General features: G+C 66.4%; 14 protein-coding genes. 1 reads left to right on the plus strand and 13 read right to left on the minus strand.

What is annotated here, in order from left to right:
* Positions 1 to 20 precede the first annotated feature (20 nt).
* On the plus strand, positions 21 to 1,775 hold the full coding sequence (locus tag BR78_RS0109355; protein WP_197021340.1) for an ArnT family glycosyltransferase: 1,755 nt from the start codon (positions 21 to 23) through the stop codon (positions 1,773 to 1,775).
* Here BR78_RS0109355 and BR78_RS21350 read toward each other — a convergent pair.
* The 13 genes from BR78_RS21350 to BR78_RS0109415 form a co-directional block, all read right to left on the minus strand.
* The gene (locus BR78_RS21350; RefSeq protein ID WP_081855745.1) at positions 1,664 to 2,068 is read right to left on the minus strand and encodes a YbaN family protein; all 405 of its coding nucleotides are present in this window, start codon (positions 2,066 to 2,068) and stop codon (positions 1,664 to 1,666) included. The two genes, BR78_RS0109355 and BR78_RS21350, sit on opposite strands and share 112 nt — an antisense overlap.
* A 37-nt stretch (positions 2,069 to 2,105) precedes the next feature.
* Positions 2,106 to 5,171: a DUF4982 domain-containing protein gene (locus BR78_RS0109360; RefSeq protein ID WP_029936275.1), complete on the minus strand. Its 3,066-nt coding sequence runs from the start codon at positions 5,169 to 5,171 to the stop codon at positions 2,106 to 2,108.
* A gap of 73 nt (positions 5,172 to 5,244) precedes the next feature.
* On the minus strand, positions 5,245 to 6,195 hold the full coding sequence (locus BR78_RS0109365) for an alpha/beta hydrolase (protein WP_029936277.1): 951 nt from the start codon (positions 6,193 to 6,195) through the stop codon (positions 5,245 to 5,247).
* A 2-nt stretch (positions 6,196 to 6,197) separates the two neighbouring features.
* Positions 6,198 to 7,529, minus strand: coding sequence for a methyl-accepting chemotaxis protein (locus tag BR78_RS20910; protein WP_051683274.1), 1,332 nt, complete (start codon positions 7,527 to 7,529; stop codon positions 6,198 to 6,200).
* A 33-nt stretch (positions 7,530 to 7,562) separates the two neighbouring features.
* Positions 7,563 to 8,570 (minus strand): sugar kinase, encoded by a 1,008-nt coding sequence (locus BR78_RS0109375; protein ID WP_029936281.1) that lies wholly within the window; start codon positions 8,568 to 8,570, stop codon positions 7,563 to 7,565.
* Positions 8,567 to 9,322, minus strand: coding sequence for a 2-dehydro-3-deoxy-D-gluconate 5-dehydrogenase KduD (gene kduD / locus BR78_RS0109380; protein ID WP_029936284.1), 756 nt, complete (start codon positions 9,320 to 9,322; stop codon positions 8,567 to 8,569). Before kduD ends, BR78_RS0109375 begins: the two co-directional genes overlap by 4 nt.
* A gap of 112 nt (positions 9,323 to 9,434) precedes the next feature.
* Positions 9,435 to 10,274 carry a 5-dehydro-4-deoxy-D-glucuronate isomerase gene (gene kduI, locus BR78_RS0109385; RefSeq protein WP_029936285.1) on the minus strand — a complete coding sequence of 280 codons (840 nt, stop codon included), beginning with the start codon at positions 10,272 to 10,274 and terminating at the stop codon, positions 9,435 to 9,437.
* A gap of 17 nt (positions 10,275 to 10,291) precedes the next feature.
* Positions 10,292 to 11,740, minus strand: coding sequence for a glucuronate isomerase (gene uxaC / locus BR78_RS0109390; RefSeq protein ID WP_029936287.1), 1,449 nt, complete (start codon positions 11,738 to 11,740; stop codon positions 10,292 to 10,294).
* 23 nt (positions 11,741 to 11,763) lie between these two features.
* Positions 11,764 to 13,059: an MFS transporter gene (locus BR78_RS0109395; protein ID WP_029936290.1), complete on the minus strand. Its 1,296-nt coding sequence runs from the start codon at positions 13,057 to 13,059 to the stop codon at positions 11,764 to 11,766.
* Complete coding sequence (locus BR78_RS0109400) at positions 13,056 to 14,450, minus strand: DUF885 family protein (RefSeq protein WP_051683275.1); 1,395 nt, start codon at positions 14,448 to 14,450, stop codon at positions 13,056 to 13,058. The genes BR78_RS0109395 and BR78_RS0109400 overlap by 4 nt, the downstream gene beginning before the upstream one ends.
* The gene (locus BR78_RS0109405; protein WP_331280239.1) at positions 14,447 to 18,211 is read right to left on the minus strand and encodes a LamG-like jellyroll fold domain-containing protein; all 3,765 of its coding nucleotides are present in this window, start codon (positions 18,209 to 18,211) and stop codon (positions 14,447 to 14,449) included. The genes BR78_RS0109400 and BR78_RS0109405 overlap by 4 nt, the downstream gene beginning before the upstream one ends.
* Positions 18,212 to 18,307: 96 nt before the next feature.
* Complete coding sequence (locus BR78_RS0109410; RefSeq protein ID WP_051683276.1) at positions 18,308 to 19,099, minus strand: 2-keto-4-pentenoate hydratase; 792 nt, start codon at positions 19,097 to 19,099, stop codon at positions 18,308 to 18,310.
* Positions 19,100 to 19,268: 169 nt separating this feature from the next.
* Positions 19,269 to 20,750: a UxaA family hydrolase gene (locus tag BR78_RS0109415; RefSeq protein WP_029936297.1), complete on the minus strand. Its 1,482-nt coding sequence runs from the start codon at positions 20,748 to 20,750 to the stop codon at positions 19,269 to 19,271.
* Positions 20,751 to 20,827 lie beyond the last annotated feature (77 nt).

Genomic DNA, 20,827 nt, shown 5'->3' on the forward strand with positions numbered 1-20,827 from the left:
CACGTCATCACTTCAGCACGATGACGGAACCCACCCCCCCAGCCCGTAACGCCGGCCGCGATTCCTGGACGCAGCACAGCCTGTTGCTGTTGATCCTGTTGGCGGCGGCGGGCCTGCGGATACGCGGGATCGGCTTCGGGCTTCCCGCGCTCTACGATCCCGATGAGCCGCTGTTCATGATGACCGCGATCGAGATGCTGCGGAACAACAGCCTGAACCCCGGCTGGTTCGGTCACCCGGGCACGATTACGCTTTATTGCCTTGCACTGACCGATCTGATCGTCGGGAGTATCGGCATCGCCACCGGCCGCTATGCCGATGCCGATGCCTTTGTGCGCGCGGCCTATGCCGATCCGGGGATCCTGTTCCTTCCAGCCAGGATTCTCATCGCAACCTTCGGAGTCGTGTGCGTCTATCTGACGTGGCGGCTGGGCCGGCGGATCGGCGGCACGCGCACCGGTTTGCTCGCCGCGGCCTTTCTGGCGGTCAACGCGGTGCATATCGAGTATTCGCAGCTTATCCGGACTGACATCCAGGCCAGCGTATTCATGTTGCTCTGCCTGTCTTCCGCGCTCTCGATCGCCGAAAGTGGCAGGCTGCGTGCCTATTTGCTGGCCGGAATCTTCGTCGGACTCGGCTGCGCCACCAAATGGCCGGCCGCGACGTTCGCCCTGAGCCCCATCGCCGCCGGGATTTGGCGCGTGGCTCAAGGAAAGCGCGAAGCACGGAACCTCCTCGCGTTCGCCGGCGCGGCAGTGGCGACGTTGTTCCTCGCCTCGCCCTATCTGCTGCTCGATTATCCGGCAGTCGTTCGAAATCTGACCGGCGAAGCGCGACCGATCCATCCGGGATCCACGGGGGGCGGGCTGCTCGACAATTTCGGATGGTATCTGCGTTCGTTGTTCGGATCATTCGGCGCAATCAACATCGCGCTAGCCACCTTCGGTACGATCCTGCTGCCGCTGCGCAACCGCGGCCCGGCGATCGCACTGCTGCCGGGCGCGGGTGCCTTCGCCGTGCTGATCTCAATCCAGACGCTGCGCTGGGAGCGCTGGCTGGTGCCGCTATTGCCCTTCGTCGCGATAATGACGGGATACGCCGTCCATGCACTTTCAGATATGGCACGCGCCTGGACGGGGCGCTCGTTGCGCCTCGTCGAGCCTTTGGCCGGCCTGCTCCTGATCCTGCCGATGCTTCCACCGGTGCAGGATCGCGCGGTCGCGCGTGCGAACGATACGCGCCAGCTAGCTTCGGCATGGATCCGCGCGCATGTTCCGTCCGACGCGTCGATCGTCGTCGAGCACGCCGCGCTCGATCTGATCGATGGTCCGTGGAAATTGCTCTTTCCCCTTGGCAGCGCGGGATGCGTCGATGCGCGGGCGATGCTCACGGGGCGCATTCGCTATGCCGAAGTCGAAACGCTACGGTCGGGCAGTCCGATCGTCGATCTCGCCAGCGTCCCCTCGCCTCGCCTCGAAAGCTGCCACGCGCGCTATGCGGTGCTGACCCATTATGACCGTTATCGCGACGCGCAGGCCGACTTCGCAGCCGAATGGCGCCGATATGCGGCGCTCACCCGCCGGAGCACGCTTCGCGCCACCATCACGCCCGCCGACGGTGAGCGCGCGGGCCCCGCCGTCTATATCTTCGAACTAGCCCCACGTCACCGCGCGGTAGGCCGGCTCAGCACGAACGCGGCGCACCCTGCCAATGCGAGCGCCACGACAACGTCCGCCGTCAAGCCGGGGCGCGCCGTGAACCAGAAGATGGCGTAACCCAGCGCCATTCCCGTACAGGCGAGAAGCTTCCCCTTCTTCGTGATCGCGCCGTTTTCGCGCCACGCACGGAGCGACGGTCCGAACCGCGGATGATCGAGGAGCCAGGCCTCGAGCCGCGGTGACGAGCGCGCGAAGCAGCCGACTGCCAGGATCAGAAAGATCGTCGTCGGCATCAACGGCAGAAGCGCGCCCACGAAGCCCAGCAAGACGAAGAACCAGCCCAGCGCCAGCCAAAGCGCGCGCGACGAGTTCGCGTTGCCTTCAGGCTTGTTGTCTCGCCGCCACGTCATCGCGAGCGTCGGTACCATCACCGCTGGATCGGGAACACTATTTCCGCGCGACGGGTCCATGGAAATCGACCTCGACCACGCCCAGCCGCCAGCCCGGCGGTACCGCGTCGGCGCCGGTGTCACCTGCCTTGCGCGAGGTATCGAGCTCGATGACCTTGCCGAAGGCGTCGCGATCGACGACCGGACCGATCTGGGTGATACGCAGCATGCTGCCGGTAGCGGCGGCGAACTTCACATTGGCGTAGCCGAGCTGGCGCTCGGTCTCGCCTTCCCACACCGTCTTGCCGTCGAGCGTGATCCGCAAATTGTAGCTGCGCGAGCGCCAGCCGACGAGCTTCAGGTCGATCTCGCTCAGCGTCGCGGGCGCGGCGAAGCGATATTCGATCCAGGCCGAGCCCGGCTGGCCGTCGCTGGTCCAGCGCGAAAGCTCATTGTCGTCGGCGCTGTTTGCCGCGTCGGGCTGGTTAGAACCTGCGACGATCGATGCGGCGGTGACGGTCGTCCGGCTCGGCGTGAACGAGGGGCCCGAAGGCGTCGCCCCACGCGTGAGCAAGCCGGGCTGGTGATCCTCGGGGAAATCGGACGATAGCCCACCGGCTACGGGCTTCACCGCTTTTGTCGGCATCGTCAGCGTCGCGCCTTCCAGCCCCGCTGCCGTCGCAGCGATGCGTACCGTGCCGCCTTGCGTGCCTGCACGGAGCAACACACGGTTCACTCCGGCCTCGACGGGGAGGTTCGGCGAGAGGATGAAATTATCCTCGGTCCGTGCCGTGCCGGCATATTGGGTAGTCTGGTCGGCGCCAGCGGGTTTGGCCGGCTCGGCCGGACCCGTGGCGATTGCCGCACGCGGTTTGCCTGAGGAATCGCCCTGCGCGATCCCGCCCCGCCATTCGGCGGGACCGTCGAGCGTGAATTTGACCATGTCGTGCGCAGTCGGAACGCGCCGGCCTTTCGCATCGACTACTTCGACATCGACCAGCGCGATGTCGGCGCCATCCATCACGAAGCCGCGCGGCGAGACGTGCGGCGTGAGGCGCAGGGCCACGGGGGCGCCCACAGTCTCGACGCTATGCTCGGACTTGCGGCCATCGGCATAGGTAGCGACCGCGCGGAGCGTCCCAGGCGCCCATGGGACCTGCTTCCAGCCGAACAGGAAGCCGTTGCTGCGCGCACCCTTGCCCAGCGAACGGCCGTTCAGGAACAGCTCGACACTGTCGCCGTTCGAGACGACGGTGACGTCCTTGGAGATGCCCGGCGCGTAGTTCCAGTGACCGATGACGTGCGTGCGCGGGGTGACGCTGTCGACCCAGTCGCTCCACATCACCTGATGCGCGTAAAAGCCCTCCTTGGGCAGGCGCACCGCATCGACTTCGCCCGAGCGACGGTAATTATTGTCGCCGCGATAATGCGTGTTCGAATCCGAGAAGATGATGTTGACGCCGCCCGAGCTGACGCGTTTCCCGGTCCCCGGACGCACGCGGTAGTAATCCCACCAGCGCTTGACGTCCTCGATCGCGTGGCTGTCCTGGTTGCGGTTGTAATCGGGCGAATCCTTGTGGAACGGCGGGGTCAATTCGTCCTGGTAGAGCCGGGCGCCCTCGTCGCGCGAATATTCCATTGCCCAGACCGGCTTCGTGGCGCTCTTGTTGATGTAGAGCATCTCGCCGCCATATTCGGCGACCCTGCTGTCGAGCATCTCGCGCGAGCCGACGGCGCGGCCGCCATGCGGATCATATTGGTCGCGGATCGCCTTGAGTTCGGCCATGTGCGCGTCGCTGATATTCTCATTGCCGCCCTCGTAGAACAGGATCGAGGGGTTGTTGCGATTATAGACGATCGCGTCGCGCATCACTTCCTTGCGCTGGTCCCAGCGGCGGCCGATGACGTCGCTCTCGGCATCGCCGGCGGGCATCGCCTGGATGAGGCCGACGCGATCGGCGCTCTCGACGTCCTGCTTCGACGGCGCGATGTGCATCCAGCGGACGAGATTGCCGCCGCTTTCGACCATCAGGCCATTGGAGAAATCGCTGAGCCAGGGCGGGATCGAGACGCCGACTGCGGGCCATTCGTTCGAGGTGCGCTGGGCATAGCCGTGCATCTGGATGACACGGCCATTGAGGGTGACCATGCCGTCCGCGAACTTCGTCTGGCGGAAACCGGTTCTGGTATCGACGCTGTCGATCACCTTGCCGTTCTCGGTCAGGATCGTGGTGACGGTGTAGAGATAGCCATAACCCCAGCTCCAGAAATGGAGGTTTTCTGCGGTGCCGGCGGCAGTCAGCAGGCGGGTTTCGCCGGGGGCCAGCGTCGCGTTGCCGCCGTCGAGACGGCGGACGACGCGGCCGTCGCGGTCGCGGATCTCGGCGCGGTAGCCGATCTTGCGCGGAGTCGCACCGGCGTTGCGGATCTGGGTCTGGGCGTGGATCGTCGCGCGGCGGGCCTTCACGTCGAAGCCGTCGGCCCAGACATATTGGCCTGTGGTGCCGAGCCCGGCATAGAGCGGGAGGGTCTGATAGACCGGACCGGTCAGGTGCAGCCGGACATTCTTGGTGATGCCGCCGTAATTGACATTGAAATTGTTGTTGTTCCACTGGAAGCCGCTGCCGGTCGCGCGCTCCTTGTATTTCCAGTCATTGTCGACGCGGACCGCGATGACGTTTTCGCCGGGCCGGAGCGCCGCAGTGATGTCGGCGCCGAACGCCATCGCGCCGTTCTCGGACAAGGCGACCGACTGGCCGTTGACCCAGACCTCCGCGGCCTGACGCACGCCTTCGAACTCGAGGAACGCGCGCGCGACGGAGCCTTGCGTGGGGAGCGTGATGCGCTTGCGGTACCAGATGATGCCTGTCGAGAGATCCTTGATGTCGCGGGCGAAGGCTTCTTTCTCGTTGAAGGCGTTGGGGAGCGTGACCTGATGCCAGCCGCCGTCGTCGAAGCCCGCCTGCTGGGCACCTGCTTGCTCGCCGGTGGCCATGCGCCAGCCGGGATTGAGATTGTACGTCGCGCGCGGAGAGGCGACCACGGTCGACGCATCGTGCGCGATCGCGGAGGCTGCGACAGTCGATAGCAACATGCCGAGCACGGCACCGACGGATCTGGACAAGGCACCCTCCCAATTGGTCAGGCCAACCTGTCTTATCGGCATTACGCCTGTCAAGCCAATGTGGAAAAGCGTCTCACAAATTGGGAAGCCAGCCGTGGCGGGCGGCAAAGAGGCGGAAGAGATCGAACCAGACGTACGGCTTGCCGTCGGCATCGAACAGCGGGATGCCGTGCCCGCCCTTCTCAGCGATCATCAGTTCGGACGGGATGCGCGCCGCCTGCAGCCCTGCGAACATCGCGAGGCTATTCGCCGGCTTGACGGTCTTGTCGTCGGCGGCGTGACAGACGAGGGTGGGCGGCGTCGCGGCGGGAACGTCGAGCTCGAGCGACCATGCGCGGGCCAGCGCCTCGGCAGGATCGGCGCCGAGCAACTCGCGGCGCGACTGGTCGTGCGCGATCGGCGGCAGCATCGATACCACCGGGAAGAACATCGCGACCGCAATCGGCCGCGCAGGCAGCCGGTCGGCGGCGTCGATCGGATCATAAATGACCTTGTCGGCACGCGTGCCGAGCGAGCCCACCACGTGCCCGCCCGCGGAAAAACCCATTGCGGCGACGCGCGCGGGATCGATCCCCCATTTGGCGGCACCCGCGCGGATCAGCCGCATCGCGCGCTGCGCGTCCTGGAGCGGCGTCACCGGGCCGGCACGCCAGCCGTCGTGCGGCAGGCGGTAGAGCAATTCGAACGCCGTGATCCCCTGCGCGGCGAACATCTGCGCGATCTTGCCCGGCCCACGGCCCACCGCGACTCGCGCATAGCCCCCGCCGGGAATGAGCAGCACCGCCGCGCCATTGGGCTTCGCGGCGCGCGCGACTGTTATCGCCGGCGTGCCGATATGCGTCCAAGCGATGTCGTCGGGTTTCGGCGAGCGCGGGACCGTCACGTCCGCGACTCCCAGCCCCTCTCCGCCCGGCGGCGTTCCCGGCCACAGCGGTACCCGCTCGATTTCGGCGGGCGCCGATGCACGCGCGGCGCCGGCAATGCCCAGCGCGAGCCCGGAGGCGAGGACAGTGCGACGATCCATGATCACTCCTGACGCGACACTTCGGACATGAACTGGCCGACGGTCTCCTCGACCCGGCGCAGCGCATCCCCTGCCTGCGCAGCCTGCCGCCCGGCATCCTGCGCGGCGGCGGCAAGCTCCGAGACGCGCCCGCTGATCTGCGCGATCAGCCCCGCGATCTCGCGCGACGACATCGCGGTCTCGTCGATCGAGGCTAGGATCGCACCGACCGTGCTCACCTGCGCCTCCATCTCGGACGAAAGGCCGCGCACCCGCTCCATCAGCTCGCTCACGACCGCGAGGATCGCCTGATTGGTGTGCGCCATGACTTCGCTGGCATTCTGCGCCTGGCGGATCGTGACGGTGACGCCGCCGGTGGCATCGGCCGCCTGATCGGCGAGGCTGCGCACCTCCTGCGCGACCACGGCGAAGCCATGCCCGCTCTCGCCCGCGCGCGCGGCCTCGATGCTGGCGTTGAGCGCGAGCAGCTTGGTCTGCTGGGCGATACCGGCGATCAGCGTCAGCACCGATTCGATCTGCGCAGTGTGGGAAGCGAGATTCGCGGCGTTCTCGGCACCCTGCATCGCGATGGCATCGGCTCGCGCAGCGACTTCGGTTGCCGCCAGCGCCTCCGCGCGCGCGCGATCGAAGGCCGAGATCAGCACCGCGGCGCTCTCCGCCGATTGCCCCATCGCCGTCGCCGACTGATCGGCGGCGCTCGCGACTTCGGCGGCGGGCTTGCTCAGCGACTCCATCTCGGCTGCGGTACGTTCGGTGAAGCCGGCGACGTCGCGGCTGGCGCGGGCGCTGATGGTGATCGCCTCGCCCAATTGTTGCCCCACCGCCGCTGCCTCCGCGCGCACTGCGGTCTGGTTGCGCGCCCGGGCGATCGCCCGCAACCGGCTGGCAATGATCTCGAACTCGATCCCGGCGAGCTTCTGGGTCGAGCGCGTAAGTCGTTCGAGCTGGTCGGGATCCCGGGTGAGTTCGAAGAACAACGCGTGGATGCGCATCTGCGCGACCAGCATCGACGTCGCCACGACCGAAAAATCGAGATCGCGCTGAGCGATCCGGTCCGCCTCGACGACGACTGTGTCGAGCCAGCGCTGGTCGATGGGTCGCGACAGCTTCTCGCGGGCATATTCGACGCGTGACGCCACGAGTTCGCCGGAAACGGCCCCGCCCGCGCGTCGCTCGAGCAAGTCGCGCGCAATGCCTGCAATATGCGGCTCGATGAAGGTCCAGGCCTCGCGCAGCTCCGTCTCGAAGCCGTCATCGATACCGTAGATCTGCCTGAACGCTACTGCGCCCGGGCGCGGCAATGCCGCCTCATCCGCGACGATATCCCTCGACATACACCCTCCCACGGGCGCCGCTGCGCCTCTCTGTCATCGACGAACGTCCAGTCCTCCAGCTTCGAAGGCCGCGAGATCGGCACGCGTGAACAGGCTGGCATCGCCGGGCAGGGAGTGCTTGAGCGCAGTCAGCGCCAGTCCCGACTTCGCGGCGGCACGCGCATCGCCGTCGCTCTCGATCAGGCCATGCAGAACGCCCGCCGCAAAGGCGTCGCCCGCGCCGATCCGATCGACGATGCCGGCGATCAGCACTTCATCGGTCTGGTGCGCGCCGCCGCGCGTATCGACGCGCGCCGAGACGCGGTGGCTGTCGGCATCGTCGACATGCCGCGCAGTCGAGGCGATCGTCTGGAGCCTGGGGAAATGCGCGAAGGCCGCCTCCGCCGCCTCGCGCCGCCGATCCGAGCCTTCGCCCGAAAAGGGCTTGCCGAGCAGCAGCGAGACGTCGCGGTGATTGCCGAACAATATGTCGGCATGGCCGATCAGCTGGTTGAGCACCGCGCGCGGGTCACTGTCCCAGGCTTCCCAAAGCTTCGCACGGTAATTGCCGTCGAACGAAACCGGGACGCCCCTGGCGGACGCAGCCTCGGCGGCGGCGATCGCCGCCTCCGCGGTGTTGTGGCCGAGCGCCGGGGTGATCCCCGACAGATGCAGTCGGGTCGCGCCTTCGAGCAGCCGGTCCCAGTCCCAGCTGTCGGCCGGGCGCGTGGCGAACACCGAATGCGCCCGGTCATAGACGACTTCGGAAGCCCGCAGCCCCGCCCCTGGAGTGAGGAAATAGAGGCCGAGACGCCCCTCCTCGCTCGCCACGGTCGACGTATCGACGCCGCGCCGGCGCAGCTCGCCGATCACTGCGCCGCCCAGCGGATTGTCCGCGACGGCACTAATCATGCGCGTGGCGTGACCGAGACAGGCGAGCCCCGTGGCGACATTCGCCTCGGCACCGCCGACATTCACTTCGAGCTTGGGCGTCTGCAGCAGCAACTCGCGCCCCGGCGGCGAGAGCCGCAGCATCACTTCGCCGAAGAATGCGATGGTCATCGCGCCAGCCACCCGCCGTCAACCGCGAGGACATGGCCCTGGACATAGTCCGAGGCCGAAGAGGCGAGGAACACCGCGGCACCGCCGAGGTCGCCCGGATCGCCCCAGCGGCCCGCGGGGATACGCTCGACGATCTGGCGGTTGCGGGTCTCGTCGGCCTGAAGCGCGGTGGTGTTGTTGGTGGCGATATAGCCGGGGGCGATCGCGTTGACGTTGATGCCCTTCGATGCCCATTCGCAGGCGAGGAGCTTGGTGAGCCCCGCGACGCCGGATTTGGATGCAGTGTAGGACGGCACGCGAATGCCGCCCTGGAAGCTCAGCATCGAGGCGATGTTGATGATCTTGCCGCGGCCTTGCTTGACCATGTGACGGCCGGCGGCCTGGCAGAGGAAGAACGTGGATTTGAGATTGGTGTCGATCACCGCATCCCAATCCTCCTCCGAGAAATCGAGGCTGTCGTTGCGGCGGATGATCCCCGCATTGTTGACGAGGATATCGAGCCCGCCGAGTTTATCCACAGTTTCGTCCACAATCCTGCCCACAGGCTCGATCGTCGAGAGATCCGCGGAGATAATCTCGGCCCGCACGCCGAGCGCGCGGGCCTTCTCGACGGTCTCGGTGGCGGCCGAGCGGCCGACGGCCGCGATGCTGGCGCCGGCGCCGGCGAGCGCGAGCGCGATACCCTGCCCGATGCCGGTGTTCGCCCCGGTGACGATTGCGACCTTGCCGGTCAGGTCGAAGGGATTGGTCATGTCAAAAGGAACCGTTCGTTTCGAGCGAAGTCGAGAAACCGTGGCGGGGCACTTGCGGCCGTGTCTCGACTTCGCTCGACACGAACGGAAAAGGAGCGCCCCGCCGCGCGCGTTACGCCAGCTGGCAGATGTCCAGCACGTTCATGTCGGTATAATCCTGGTTCTCGCCCGCCATCGCCCAGATGAAAGCATAGGCCTTGGTGCCCGAGCCCATGTGGATCGACCAGGGCGGCGAGATCACCGCTTCCTCGTTGGCGACGACGATATGCCGCATCGCCTCGCCTTCGCCCATGTAATGGAAGACGCGATCGTTGGAGCCGTCGAGCTCGAAGTAGAAATAAATCTCGCTGCGGCGCTCGTGGATATGCGGAGGCATGGTGTTCCACACGCTGCCCGGCTTGAGCACGGTCAGGCCCATGACGAGCTGCGCGCTGTCGCACACGCCGGGGATGACGAGCTGGAAGATCGTCCGCTCGTTCGATTCCTCGAGGCTGCCGCGCTCGAGCGCGTTGGCGTCGGCGATCGAGAGTTTCCGGGTCTGGAAGCCTTTATGCGCGGGGCACGAGGCCAGATAGAAGCGCGCGCCATCGCCCGAGAACTGGACCTCCTTCGCGCCCATCGTGACGTAGAGGCAGTCCTTGTTGCCCAGCGTGAAGCTCTCACCGTCGACGGTGACGGTACCTTCGACGGACGACACGTTGACCACCGCCAGTTCGCGACGCTCGAGGAACGGGTGGCCCGCCGCGGACGGCGGCTCGGTCTGGTCGGGCAGCTTCACCGCGCCCGATCCAACCGCAACGCCGCCGATCACGAAGCGATCGGCGTGCGTATAGTTAAGCACGCACTCGCCTTCGCGGAACAGGCCGTCGATCAGATAGCGGTCGCGAAGCTCCTCGTTCGAGACGCACTCCATCATATCGGGGTGCGTAGCGTAATAGGTGCGGTCAAACATAGGATACTCCGTTTGGTTCAGGCTGCTGCGGCGACGGGCGCCGGCGCGGATTGGTCGAGTTTGTAGGCCTTGCGGACGAGCCCGTTAGTCAGCTCGTGCGCGAGTTCAAAGGCTTCCCAGTCGAGCAGCCGCCCTTCGGCGACCAGCTGGCCGAGGAAGCCGCAGTCGATCCGCCGAGCGACATCATGCCGCGCGGGGATCGACAGGAAGGCGCGGGTATCGTCGTTGAAGCCGACGGTGTTGTAGAAGCCCGCAGTCTCGGTGACCTGCTCGCGGAAACGGCGCATCCCCTCGGGACTGTCGTGGAACCACCAGCTCGGCCCCAACTTGAGGCACGGATAATGCCCCGCCAACGGCGCCAGCTCGCGCGCATACACCGTCTCGTCGAGCGTGAAGAGGATGATCGACAGCGATGTCGAGGTGCCGAAGCGATCGAGCAGAGGCTTCAATGCGTGGACGTAATCGGTGCGCATCGGAATGTCTGCGCCCTTGTCGCGGCCATGGCTCGCGAACAGCCCGCCATTATGGTTGCGGAAAGATCCCGGGTGGATCTGCATCACCATCCCGTCCTCGATGCTCATCGCCGCCATTTCGGTGAGCATCTGCGCGCGGAACAGCTCGGCGTCCTGCGGCGTCCAACTGTCCGACAGGATCGTGCGGAATAGCCGCTCTGCCTCGTCATAGGGCAGGTTCGCGGTGCGGGCCGTGGGGTGGCCGTGATCGGTCGCAGTGGCGCCGGCCGCGCGAAAATCGGCGCGGCGCTTGCGGTGCGCGGCGAGATAGCCGTCCCATGACCAGACGTCCTCGCCGGTCAGATCGGCGAAGGTTCGCATCGCGCCGGCGAACTGCTCGTGCTCGACATCGATCACCGCGTCGGGACGATAGGTAGTGACCACCCTGCCCTTCCATCCCGATTTGTGGATCGCGTGGTGCGGCGAGAGATCGTCCTGAGGCCCTTCGGTGGTGGCGAGAAACTCGATGCCGAAGCGATCGAACAGCGCGCGTGGGCGGAAGGCGTCGCTCGCGAGCTTCTCGTTGACGCGGTCGTAATAGAGGTCGGCCGTAGAGGCATCGAGCGCGACGTCGAAGCCGAACACCTCGGCAAAGACATGGCCGAGCCACATGCTGGACGGCGTGCCGCGGAACAGGTGGAAATTCTCCGCGAACGTCCGCCACGCCTTCCGCGGATCGGTCGAGGGCAGGCCCGCCTTGCTCGGCACGCAGAGATCGTCGAGCGCGACACCCTGCGAATAGAGCATGCGATAAAGGTAGTGATCGGGCGAGAGCAGCAGCTCGGTCGCGTTCGACCAGTTCTCGTCCGTCGCAAACCATTTCGGATCGGTATGGCCGTGCGGACTGATGATCGGCAACCCGGAGACCTCCGCGTAAAGCGCACGCGCGATGCTCCGCGTACGGTCGTCGGAGGGAAACAGCCTGTCGGGGTCTAGCGTGAGTGGCCGGGCCATCGATCTTCTCCGTTACGCTACTGTCAGGCCCGCGAGGCCATATCGACTCGCTCGAACCGCGGCGAGAGCAAGTGGATGCAAAGCAAGGCGAGGAAATAGGCGCCCGCCGCCACCATGAACAACGGCCAATAGGTCCCCAGCCGCTCGAGCACCTCGCCGGCATAGAAGGACATCAGCATGCCCCCCACCGCGCCGGCGGTGCCGCCGATGCCGATCACCGATCCCACTGCCGCGCGGGGAAAGATATCGGCCGGCACTGCATAGAGGTTCGCCGAAAAGGCCTGGTGCGCGGCGGTCGCGATGCCGATGATCAGCACGGCCACCCACACGCTGGAGATCGACTCCGCGAACACTACCGGCACCACCAGGCAGGCGCAGATGAACATCGTCAGCTTGCGGGCGCGATTGGCGGTCCAGCCGGCCTTCATCAGCCGCGACGACATCCACCCGCCCGCGACGCTGCCGAAATCCGAGATCAGGTAGATCGCGGCGAGCGGCAGGCCGAAGGTCATCAGATTGAGGTCGTAACGCTCGAACAGATAGCCCGGCAGCCAGAACAGGAAGAACCACCAGATCGGATCGATGAAGAACTTGCCGAGTGCGAAGGCCCAGGTCTCGCGGCGCGTGAATACCGCGCCGTAGCCGAGCGGGGTGGTGGGATCGGCGGGGTCCTGCTCGATCCAGGCGAGCTCGGCCGCGCCGACCTTGCTGTGCTCGCGCGGGCGGCGGTACATGATCCACCAGGCGATCAGCCAGACGAAGCTGACCACGCCGGTGATCACGAACGCCGAGCGCCAACCCCAGGCAACCACCATCAGCGGTATGATCAACGGCGTAAGGATCGCGCCGATGTTCGATCCGGCATTGAACACACCGATCGCGAAAGCACGTTCCTTGGCCGGGAACCATTCGGTCACCGCCTTGATACCCGCAGGGAAATTGCCCGATTCGCCAATGCCGAGGCCGAAGCGCGCCATCGCGAACTGGGTCATGGTGGAAGCGGCGCCATGGGCGATATGCGCAACCTGCCAGATCACGAAAGCGATCGTATAACCGACACGCGCGCCGGCACTGTCGACGATCTTGCCGAAGGCGATATAACCGATCGCATAAGCGAACTGGAACCAGATGATGACGCCGGCAAAGTCCTTCTCGGTCCAGCCGAGATCGGTCATCAGCGTCGGCTTAAGCACGCCGATCATCTGGCGATCGACATAGTTGATCACCGTCGCCGCGAACAGCAATGCCACGATCATCCAGCGATAGCGCCCAGCGCGTTCCGCCGCGCCGGATAATGTCGCTTCCCGCGTATCGCTCATCCAGTCTCTCCCGCTGTCATTTGCCGCCGGATTTCCCGCTCGCGGCCTGGTTGGTTAGCTGCAACCCCCTGCCGTGGGAAGCTTTGGAGCATAAATTTCGCATTTTGCGAATCACTCCCAATATTCGGGATGGTTTGCAGGGGTTTGCGGCCGCTGGCCAATATTCGCGAATTGGCCTGACACAGCAAGCGGCTATTGCCGCGTGGTGTCAGGCCAGCGAGGCTGAGCCAGATCAGCGCCTCGGCGGCGCGGACGGCAGGCTCGCCTGCGATTCGTACGAGATCGGTCTCGAACGGCGCGAAATAGGCCGGCACGCCCTGCAGCCGGTCGAACTCGGCGCGCGCCTTGTCGAGACTCCAACGCCGGTGGTGGATGCCGGTATCGATCAGCCCGCGCACCGCGCGGAACAACAGCCAATGGACATGGCCGAGCTCTTCGAGCGGCGCGCCACGATATGCGCCGCGATCAGCCATCAACTGCTCGGCGTGGACTGCCCAGCCTTCGGAGAATGCGGGCAGATAGGCGATGCGCAGCGGATGCACGTTCGCCTCGGCCTCGATCGGCAGCTGGACCATATGCCCCGGCAGCAACTCGTGATGGACGACACTGTGCAGGCTCCAGCGCGGACGGCGGCGGATTTGCTTGAGGTCGACGACATAGACGCCCGATTGGTGCTCCGACGGGATCTGGCGATAGCCCTGCTTCCCCGCCGCCTCGTCGGCGCGGCTCATGCGGCGGACGCTGACGTCGAGGCTGGAGGGTGGGATCGAACCGACGAGCGTGGGCGTGATCCTGCGCGCGTGATCGAGCCAACGGTTCATATCGGCGACCGCGGCGTCGCGGCCGGCATCGTCGTCCGGATAGAGCCAGCGTGGATCGCCGAACATTGCCTTGAAACGACTGCCGACGCCGCCTTGTGCGAACCCGGCATCGCGCATCAGCCGGTCGGCACGCTTGCCGAGCGCCGCGACCTCGCGCTCGAAGCGGCGATGCGCTGCCTCGGGATCGACGCGTTCGCCGACATGGCGTTCGAGCAGCAGCCGATATGCGAGCGGACCGTTGGCACGGCGCCAGAGCCCGGGCTCCGAGGCGGGCGGGAGGCGATACGGCCCTTCCGACTTGCCGCCGGGAATGAAGCGCATCAGCTGCGAATCTATCGCAAGAGCGTTGCGAATGGTTCGCAGGTCGAGGCTTGCCGATTGCGACAATGCGCCGACATCGAAGGCTTCGAGACGGGCCAGCCGGGCATCGTAGCCGGGGATCGCATTCAGGCCGTCGAGCACCTCGCGCAGCTTCGTGTCGCCGCTGGAACCGGCACGCGCCGGAAGCGCGTGAAGCGTCGCGCAAGCGGCGAGACTGCCCAGAAAATCGCGACGGCCCAGCGCGGTCACCGGCGAATCACCGTTGCGAGCGGAAGCATGTTGTTGCGCATCGTGACCTCGCGGCCGCCACCGCCGAGCGAAAGGCGGAGCCGCAGCGTTTCGATCGCGACGCCCGCCGGCACCGTGAGCCGCACCCGCGCCGTTTTGGGCGTCAGGTCCGCCGGTGCGGCGAGCGCCGCGATCTTCGTGGAGGCCACGGTGCGACCCGAGGAATCCTCCAGGAAAAGCATGCCGCCCGGCGCTGCCGCCGAGCCCAGGCTGTGCACGATGACGGTGAGTCCGCGGCCCTTCAAGGAGACATCGTCGACGCCGATGCCCAGATCGGGACGGGTTGCCGGTTCGTCGCTCGGTGTTTCGAGCGTGAAGTCGAAGACGGTAGTCGCCCGCGGCGCGAAGCTGAGATCGGTGGCGGCGCTGCGCTCGAGCTGGAGCGGACTGCCGGCGCCGAGATCGGAGCCATCGGCCTTCGTCCCCGTGCGCATTCGCCAGCGGCCGGCGGCGACGTTCCAGCTGCTCATCTCGGCGCGCTGGGGCCGATCGCTGATATTGTACGCGATCACGCGAAAATGCTCGCGGGTGGCACCGGGAACGAGGATCGCGACTTGCTCGGCGGCGCCCGGCTCGGCGAAGCGCCAGCTGACGGTGTGCCCGGGCCAGCTCTGGTTGCGTGCCAGCGCGATACCGCCGAGCCGCTCGCGCTGGAGCATTTCCTGCGGCATCGAGACGCGATCGGACCACCAATGCCCCTCGGTCATCATGTACATGCGGTTGATCTTCTGGGCGATCGCTTCGCGGTGAAGATCGGCGAGCGGCGCGGTATCGCCGCTCTCCTGCCACTGGACGTATCGGCCGAGATCACCGCGGCCCTTGAGCGCGGCGCTCCATTGGTTGCCCTCGGGCAGCGCGGCCGGCGCATTCTCGTTGACCTCGGCGACGAGCGCCGGCGACGCGGCGATGCGCGAAGTGACCGGCGCCAGATATTTCGTATCGCCGGTGAGGCGCCACGCCGCCCAGGCGGACTGAAGCGGTACGCTCGCACCGCCGCCGTCGCCCTTGCGCTCGGCATCGCTGCGCCAGTTGATCTCGTTGGGGAAGCTCCACTTGCCCGTCGCATCCTGCTTGCCGTGCGCGAGCAGCCCGTCGACGAGGCCGGTGATCAGCCGCTTCGCCGAGGGATTGGCATTGTACACGCCCATCAGGATCGGCGTGTGCGTGACGACCCAGCTATAGGGCTTCTGCCATTCCCACGTCCCCTCGCGGTACATCTTGTGTGCGCCGTACCAGTTGCTGGCGAAGTGCATATGGCCGGCGGCGTTGGGCAGAATGACGCTCTGCAGGCCCTTCACGGTCGCGAGCATCCGCTCGACCGAACGCGGCTCGCCCCAGTTGAGGTAGAGCCGCGCGGCATCGGCGTTCATCCCCTCCTCGTAGGCATGGAGCTCGTCGGTGGTGAGCACCCCGAGGCCGTTCTCCATCATGCCATGCTTGTAGACCGCCTCGGTCAGCGCGCGGAGCGAGGCGTTGATCTTGTCGGGTTCGACTCCCATCAGCGCGAGCCCGGGCCATTGCTGGACGAGATCGACATCGTCCGAGAGCCCGCCGCCGAAATCGCCGAACGCCACCTGCCGATTGTCGATCCACCAAGTGACGAATTCGCGGACGCGGCCGAGATCCTGAAGCTGGAGCCACGCCCATTCGGGCACGCCCGCAGGCGCCGGCGCAACGGTGACGCGCGGCATCTTCTCGGGCGCGTAGCCGATATCGGCCCAATAGCGACGGCCTTCGAGGTGATCGGGATCGACGCGGAGCAGATCGCCGATGTCGGCATAGAGACGGCGATAGAGCCCTTCGCGCTGCGAAGCTGTGTGCTCCTCGACGAGGAAGGCCCAATTGTCCTTCACCTGGTTGAAGCGATCGGCGACATGCTCGGCCTTCGCCGCTTCGCGGTCCTTGAAGACCAGGCGGACGTTCATGCCGTCGAGCGATTGCGCAGTGAAATCGGGCGCGGCGGAAGCGATCGTCAGATACAAGCTATCATTGGTGAGGATACGATCGCGCAGATCGAGCCAGAGCGTCCGCGCCTCGCCCGGCTTCACCGAGACCGAGACGTCGATCATGTCGCGGCCCGGCCAGATCGGATCCTTGACGCGAATGTTGAGCGCGATTCTGCCGGTCGCGTCGGGCGTGGCCTTCAGCGCGGGAATGTCGAGGGCCACGCCGTCGAGGCCGTCATGGCTGTTCTCCCAGCCATAATTCCAGGCGCGAGCGATCGGCTTGCCAGGATCAGCGGCACCGAAGCCCGAGGGGATCAGGACGTGGACGATCGGCGCCTCGTCGCCGCCGCGCATGGCGGCGCCGGTAGCAGCCGCGCTGCCGGCAGCCGGGGCAGCGCTGCGCGCGCCTGCCGGCAGTGCGATGACGGTGCCGCGCTCGTCGGCGGGATAGCGGCCGGCGATGAAGGCATTGAGGTCGCGCAAGCCCGCGAGATCGGCCGCGGCTGAGGAATCCACGGTATAAGCGAGCTTGTACGTGCCCTTGGGCTCGGCGCCTTCGGAGACATTATACGCCCAGATCTCCTGGATCGGCTGCTCCTGCTCGCTGTTGGTGAAGCGGAGGATGCCGCCGGTGCGGGGCGTAAGTTCGTCGACGCTGCGGACCACGCCCTTCGGACGCTGCGCCAGCATGGCGAAACGATCGCCGTCTGTACTCCACGCAAGGCCGCCATAAGCCGCGCCGCGGATCTCGATTCGATTGAACGCCTCGCCTTCCGGGACGCGCAGCGTGTAGGCTTTGCCGCCGTCGACATAGACGTTCCAGTCTGGCAGATCGAAATAGTCGCTGCGCCCGGGGAGCCGCGAGCGGTTGTAGACGCCGGGCCAGGTTGTCTCGGCGATGCCGTCGACGCCCTTCCACATCCATTCCTTGAGGTCCTTCGCGTCGGCGAACTCGACCTTGCGGACGCGAGTGGATTGCGCGGTGAGGAGCGGCGGTGCGCCGCGGTCCCAGCCGAAGCGGTGGAGCCAGGCGGCGCGATCGAGCTTTTCGGTGGATCGGGCCGCAGGTTCGGCGCCGGCAGCGAGCGCGGCCACGGCATCGGGGGCGAGCAACCGGTCGTAGACGCGGACTTCGTCGAAATCGCTGCCGCGCGTGAAATTGTAGCGGCTCTGGACCTGGTGCGGCGAGAGTACCCGCGCGGCGAGGCCGAACTGATCGAGGCCGGCATCGAGATCGGCGCGCGTGGTGTTCTTCGCGACGAGCTTGCCGTCGACGAACAGGCGGACGCCCTGCGTCTCGTCCCAGCCGAAGGCGATGTGGTGCCACGCATCGGGCGCGGGCAGCGGGTCCATCCGCCACGAGACGCGGACACGCGAGAGATTGGCGTCGGTGACGAAGGCATCGAAGCCGTGGCCGTTATAGTCGATCCGGAGGAACGCCATGTCCCAACTCGAATGATCGGCGAACCCGGCGCGGAAGATCACGAACGGCGCTTCGCCGACGGGTTCGCGCGAACGCCAGAAAAAGGACAGCGTACCGCGCTGCGCCTGCATGTTGCCCGGCGCGGACCAGGTCAGATAACCATCGTCGGGCCAGCGCATCGCACCGCCTCTCGCACCGTCGGAGACGATCGTCATGCCGCTCTGGAAATTGGGCCGGGCATCGCCTTTCGCGACCTCGGCGGCGAAATCCTTGTCGCCGCTCGCGCGGAACAGCAGCTCCTGCGCCGCGGCAGGCGGCATCAATGCCGTCGCGGCCGCGAAGGCCAGCAGCACGCGCGCACCTTTCCCCATGCAAACCCGGGAGTCGGCAGCGGCTATTGCCCCTGCGCGCGCCTCAACCATGCTCTCTCCATTTGGGCTTCCACCTTCTTACGAGGCGGTTATCGTGCACGTCACTTCGAAACCGTCGCCGAACCGGCACAGGACCCGATCGCCGGCTTTTACCGGATGGACGCCGGTAACCGCGCCGCTCGAAACCCATTGCCCCGCCTGCAGCGCGATGCCGCGCGCCGCCATCAGCTCTAGCAGGAAGCGCGCCGCGCCCACGGGGCCGTCAAGCATCGTCTCGGCGGTAGCGGCGCCGATCCGCTCACCGTTGATGTCGAGCGTGACAGGCCATGCCTTGATGTCCGCGCTGCGCCAATCCTTGATCTCGGGACCGATGACAAGGCCGTTATTATTGCCGTAATCGGAGATGGTCACGGTCGGGCCATGATCGTTGATCCCCGGGAAAGGTGAGCTGGCGATCTCGATCCCGACATGGACCGCGTCGATCAGATCTGCGGCCTCTTCCTCAGTGAAGCCGGTCTTGCCCGCCGGTGGGGCGGCGCGGAGGCGGAGGAGGAACTCGGCCTCTGCGGCACCGAAGCCCTCGCCGAAGATCGGCATCTCGAGGTCCTCGCGCGCATCGACGATGGTGTCGGTGAAGATCGGTCCGGCGAGCCGGTCGACTCCATCACGCGGCGGATTGATACGACCAACCTTCCAGCCGCCGATCGGGCGACCATCGAAAGCGATCGCATGGTCCTGCACGGAATAGGCCTGGTCGAGCCCAGCGGGGATGGCGCCGGGAAATTCGGGCAGCCCGCGGCTCTCGCGGCGCGCCTCGACGAACGTCTCGGCGATCCTACGCGCTTCATCGGCAAACTGTACGAATCCCACCAGGCCCTTCCTCTCATACTCTGTTCGCGGTGGATTAGAGGAAACCGGTGTCATTAGCAACGGGAGATACGCGGTGCGGCTTTTGCTGGTGAACCGCCATCCCGGCGAAAGCCGGGATTTCAGCGAGCGGCATGTTGCATGCGATCCAGGCTTTCGAAGGGATGAGGGATCAAAGCGTGACGCCGCGTTTCCAGAAGGCGATTTCGCGTTCGCCGTTGCGCTCGGCGCAAGTCTCCGCGCCCGATGCGATCGCGACGATGTGGTCGATCAGCGCTTCTTCGGCGGCTTCGAAGCCTTGTGTGAGCACCTGCCCCGCGTCGAAATCGATCCAGCCGGGTTTCCGGGCGGCGAGATCGCTGTTCGAGGCGATCTTGACCGTCGGCACGGGGAAGCCGAGCGGCGTGCCGCGGCCGGTAGTGAAGAGGATCACCGTCGCCCCGGCGGCGGCGAGCGCGGTCGAGGAGACGGCGTCGTTGCCCGGGGCTTCGAGCAAGGTCAGGCCGGTGCGCTCGATGCGTTCGCCATAGCGCTTGACGTCGGTGAGCGTCGCGTGGCCCGCTTTCTGGACGGCGCCGAGCGACTTTTCTTCCAGCGTCGTGATGCCCCCGGCGACATTGCCCGGCGACGGATTTTCGGAAACCGGCTCGCCGTGGCTGAGGAAGTAGTTCTTGAAGTCGTTGACCACATCAACCACGCCTTCGAACACCGCACGGTTCTCGGCGCGATCCATCAGCATCTGTTCGGCGCCGAAGATCTCGGGGATCTCGGTGACGATCGCGCTGCCGCCGGCGGCAGTGACGACGTCGCTCATCCGCCCAACCAGCGGATTGGCGGTGAGACCGGAAAAGCCGTCCGACCCACCGCACTTCACCCCGAGCACGAGCTTGTCGAGCCCGACGGGCTCGCGCTTGGTCTTCGCGGCCTCGGCGGCGAGTTCGGCGACCGCGGCCAGGCCGTCTTCGAACTCGTCGGTCGAGTTCTGCGCGATCACGGTGCGGATGCGCGGCTTGTAGCTTTCGGGAACGTCCTCGAGCAGCCGCGAAAGCTGGTTCGATTCGCAGCCGAGCCCGATCAGGAGGACACCGCCGGCATTGGGATGCGCGGCAAGCGCGGCGAGCATGCGGCGGGTGGCGGCGAGGTCATCGCCGAGCTGCGAGCAGCCATAAGGGTGCGCGAAGGCGTGGACGCCGTCGACTTGCCCGGCATGCCGGCGGCCGGCTTCGGCAGCGATGCGTTCGGCGGTGCGGCCGACGCAGCCGACGGTGGGCAGGATCCAGATTTCGTTGCGCGTCCCGACCCTTCCATCCTCGCGGACATAGCCCAGGAAGGTGCGCGCGCCCGGCGCGACGGCACGCGGATCGGCGTGCGGATCGTAGCGATAATCGAGCGTGCCCGAGAGGCCGGTCGCGAGATTATGGCTGTGGACATGGTCGCCCACGCGGATCGGCGCGGTAGCGCGGCCGATGGGGAAACCGAATTTTGCGATGTTTTCGCTTATGGCGATATCACGCAGCGCGATCTTGTGGCCCTTGGGGATGTCGGCGCGGGCGACCACGGGGGAGCCGCCGACATCGACCACCTCGCCTGCGGTGGCGGCTTCGAGCAGGGTTGCGACATCGTCGCTCGAATGGATCTTGAGAGCAGTGGTCATGCGCGTTCCGGGGCGCCCGTGCGCCGATGGCTATGTGGGTCGAAACGGCCGCAGACGCAACCATCGTTGCCAACCCA

It is taken from the genome of Sphingomonas sp. UNC305MFCol5.2 (genome assembly GCF_000712135.1).
GTDB lineage: Bacteria > Pseudomonadota > Alphaproteobacteria > Sphingomonadales > Sphingomonadaceae > Sphingomonas.

Bases quoted from the DNA above. Each gene is read 5' to 3' on its own strand.
- kduI (WP_029936285.1), bottom strand. From the start codon at position 10,274: ATGTTTGACCGCACCTATTACGCTACGCACCCCGATATGATGGAGTGC.
- uxaC (WP_029936287.1), bottom strand. From the start codon at position 11,740: ATGGCCCGGCCACTCACGCTAGACCCCGACAGGCTGTTTCCCTCCGAC.
- kduD (WP_029936284.1), bottom strand. From the start codon at position 9,322: ATGACCAATCCCTTCGACCTGACCGGCAAGGTCGCAATCGTCACCGGG.
- BR78_RS20910 (WP_051683274.1), bottom strand. From the start codon at position 7,529: ATGTCGAGGGATATCGTCGCGGATGAGGCGGCATTGCCGCGCCCGGGC.
- BR78_RS21350 (WP_081855745.1), bottom strand. From the start codon at position 2,068: ATGACGTGGCGGCGAGACAACAAGCCTGAAGGCAACGCGAACTCGTCG.
- BR78_RS0109355 (WP_197021340.1), top strand. From the start codon at position 21: ATGACGGAACCCACCCCCCCAGCCCGTAACGCCGGCCGCGATTCCTGG.
- BR78_RS0109375 (WP_029936281.1), bottom strand. From the start codon at position 8,570: ATGACCATCGCATTCTTCGGCGAAGTGATGCTGCGGCTCTCGCCGCCG.
- BR78_RS0109395 (WP_029936290.1), bottom strand. From the start codon at position 13,059: ATGAGCGATACGCGGGAAGCGACATTATCCGGCGCGGCGGAACGCGCT.
- BR78_RS0109365 (WP_029936277.1), bottom strand. From the start codon at position 6,195: ATGGATCGTCGCACTGTCCTCGCCTCCGGGCTCGCGCTGGGCATTGCC.
- BR78_RS0109415 (WP_029936297.1), bottom strand. From the start codon at position 20,750: ATGACCACTGCTCTCAAGATCCATTCGAGCGACGATGTCGCAACCCTG.